The organism is Paenibacillus antarcticus (assembly GCF_001637225.1).
GTDB classification, from domain to species: domain Bacteria; phylum Bacillota; class Bacilli; order Paenibacillales; family Paenibacillaceae; genus Paenibacillus_AQ; species Paenibacillus_AQ antarcticus.
Map to the genome: position 1 here is coordinate 1 of NZ_LVJI01000043.1, position 2739 is coordinate 2739.

Below are 2739 nucleotides of genomic sequence, written 5' to 3' on the forward strand. Positions count from 1 at the left end.
TGCCTACACCGTCACATACGCTCCTCGGTCGCCAAGGGGGATATCGGAGAAGTGGATTCAGGCGACACATTCAACCGGCTAAGTCTGACGACCCGGTAGCTACGCTACCTTAAGCCGCTTGAACGTCAGGAATTCCAAACGTTATCGGAAATATCTGGGATAGTAACATATGAAGGGCATTTAAGAATTAATGATCAAAAGGAAAAGGCACTAGATTGAAATGAAAGATGTAAAGAAAACCATATTTAAGACCAGCATAGGAGAATTTTCAAGAAGGTTAAAACACATAACTAAAATTAAAACAAAACTAAGTGAGATTAAATACGTTAATAACATTAAGAACCTCAAAGATATGCAAGACAAGTAAGACATCAAGTAACATTAAATGAAACAAGAAATATGAAGGTGAATTCATAGTAGCCAGATACATCCGATAACACCACATTCCTACTGCGGGCATTCGCCCTTGATCGCTTAGAAGAGTTTCATAGAAGTAGATTCAGGCGATACATTCAACCAGCTAAGTCTAACGACCCGTTCCCTATGGTCACTTAAGCTGCTTGAACGTCAGGAATGCACAAACGTTATCGGAAATTCAGGTGAGATGGACCAAATAAATAATATGTAACACTTTAAGATTTCACGAATAATAAATAGTATTTTTGAGGTGAAATATGAGTCCCTTATTGTTAATTGGCTTGATAGGTTTGATAAGCGCTATATTGCAATTGAAATATCCAGAAATTATATTCAAACTCAAGCTACTTGGAATAAGATCCTTAGAAGCTGTAAAGATTGGAGGTTATGTTGGGATTTTTATTAGTCTATTGATTATTATATGCGATATTTTTATAGTGAGATAATGGTACAAAAACAAAAAAAGTAATTAGCGTTAGACAGATATAAAAAATAATAGGTTACAGTCATGAACAAATTTAGAATGTAATTCGAAGTTGACCTGAACATCCGATAACAGAGCATTCCTGCTGCGTCGCTTTCGCTCCTTGGTCGCCAAGAGGAATTTCAGAGAAGTTAATTCAGGCGACACATCCAACCGGCTAAGTCTGACGACCCGGCACTTTGTGCCTTAAGCCGCTTGAACGTCAGGAATGCGGTAACGTTATAAGAAATTGGCGTAAGAGCGGATTTGTGGAGGCTAATACTTCGATGTAGTATAAAATAAGCAATTTCTGGAGCATCCTTATATATTGGCGTATAATAAAAGTGATTAAATAAAAGGGGGTACAGTTGATGAGCGTCCCGAATGATGAACTGGAAAACATATTAGGTAACTTAAATGATAAGAATAAGGTGGTCGCAAAGAGTTTTTTATCATGGTTACTTGAGAAACAGTTTGATGAGGACGATGACTGTTTGACGCCAGAAGATATTCAGGCAATAGAACAGGGACGACTTGAGTTTCAAAATGGTCAGACTAAATCCTTGGAGGACCTAAAACGTGAACTTGAAATATAAAACCACATTTTCAAGTGAAGCAGAAAAGAGCCTAAGGAAAATAGATCGAACTATAGCAAGAAGAATCTTTATAGCCCTTGAGCAATTATGTAATGATCCATTTGATAACCCAAATACGAAGAAAATGAAAGGTAAAGAAGGCAATATCTATAGATTACGGGTGGGGAATTATCGAATAATCTATGAGGTTCTCAATAATGAATTAATCATTTTTGTAGTTCGTATAGGACCTAGAGGAGACATATATAAATGACATCAGAGCCCTGGCAATAAAGTTGGGGCTATTTTTGTTTGAAGAAGATTATGTGAGATGCTCAAGAAGACGCCAACATCTTATAACATTACATTTCTGCTGCGTCGCTAACGCTCCTTGGTCGACAAGAGGTATGCCATAGAAGTGGAATCAGGCGACACATTCAACCGGCTAAGTCTGACGACCCGTTCCCTTCGGTCACTTAAGCCGCTTGAACGTCAGAAATACGGATACGTTATAGGAAATCAGCGAACACCATGAAAACCCTCAATAATCCATTGATTATCTAGTGTCTAGAAAATAATTGCGTAACAGGCAAGTTAGGTGAAGTTCAATTAAAAAAATGAAGTAAGGAGAAAGAATTAGGGGGGAATAAATTGAAATCGATTGGATATTTGCTTATTTTTTTTTTAGTAACAATAATTTTTGGTGGTTGCAATAACACAAGTTCAAAGGATTTCATCGCGGAATTAAAACCCCAACACAGTAATTATAAATTACATTTATTTTATGTTAATGGATCAACTTCGAATGAAATGAAAGAAGTACAAGACTTCATACATTCAAACCCTACAATACTGGATAATACAGAAATGAACGCTCATGATTCCTCTGATGGTCTGAAGAGAAAACTAAAGAAAATAGGAGTAGAAACATTGCCGATGTACGTCCTTTTGAACAAAGAAGGGATTGTTTATACATCACCCTTCTTGAGTGAGATGAAATCACTTATCAAAGAGGAACTGGAAGTGAAGTGACACAAGATTGAACGATTAAGCTAACGGGACACGATAGTTAAAGACAACTAAAGTTGAGGGATATTTCAAAGAAGACGCTGACATCCTATAACACCACATTCCTACTGCGGGCATACGCCCTTGATCGCTAAGTAGAATTTTCTAGAAGGTTATTCAAGCGATACATTCAACCAGCTAAGTCTGACGACCCGTTCCCTACGGTCACTTAAGCTGCTTGAACGTCAGGAATGCACAACGTTATGCGAAAGATCA

Annotated in this window: 3 protein-coding genes; all 3 read left to right on the forward strand. The window is 37.5% G+C overall.

Features of this window, described 5'->3' with window-relative positions; all coding sequences use genetic code 11:
- The first annotated feature begins 1251 nt into the window (after positions 1-1251).
- The 3 genes from PBAT_RS20485 (at position 1252) to PBAT_RS20495 (ending at position 2487) form a co-directional block, all read left to right on the forward strand.
- Entirely contained in the window at positions 1252-1476 is a 225-nt protein-coding gene (locus PBAT_RS20485) for a hypothetical protein (protein ID WP_068652420.1), read from the forward strand.
- Positions 1460-1729 (forward strand): type II toxin-antitoxin system RelE family toxin, encoded by a 270-nt coding sequence (locus PBAT_RS20490; protein WP_084403283.1) that lies wholly within the window; start codon positions 1460-1462, stop codon positions 1727-1729. Before PBAT_RS20485 ends, PBAT_RS20490 begins: the two co-directional genes overlap by 17 nt.
- Before the next feature lie 377 nt (positions 1730-2106).
- Positions 2107-2487 carry a hypothetical protein gene (locus tag PBAT_RS20495; RefSeq protein ID WP_068652422.1) on the forward strand — a complete coding sequence of 127 codons (381 nt, stop codon included), beginning with the start codon at positions 2107-2109 and terminating at the stop codon, positions 2485-2487.
- Positions 2488-2739: the final 252 nt, after the last annotated feature.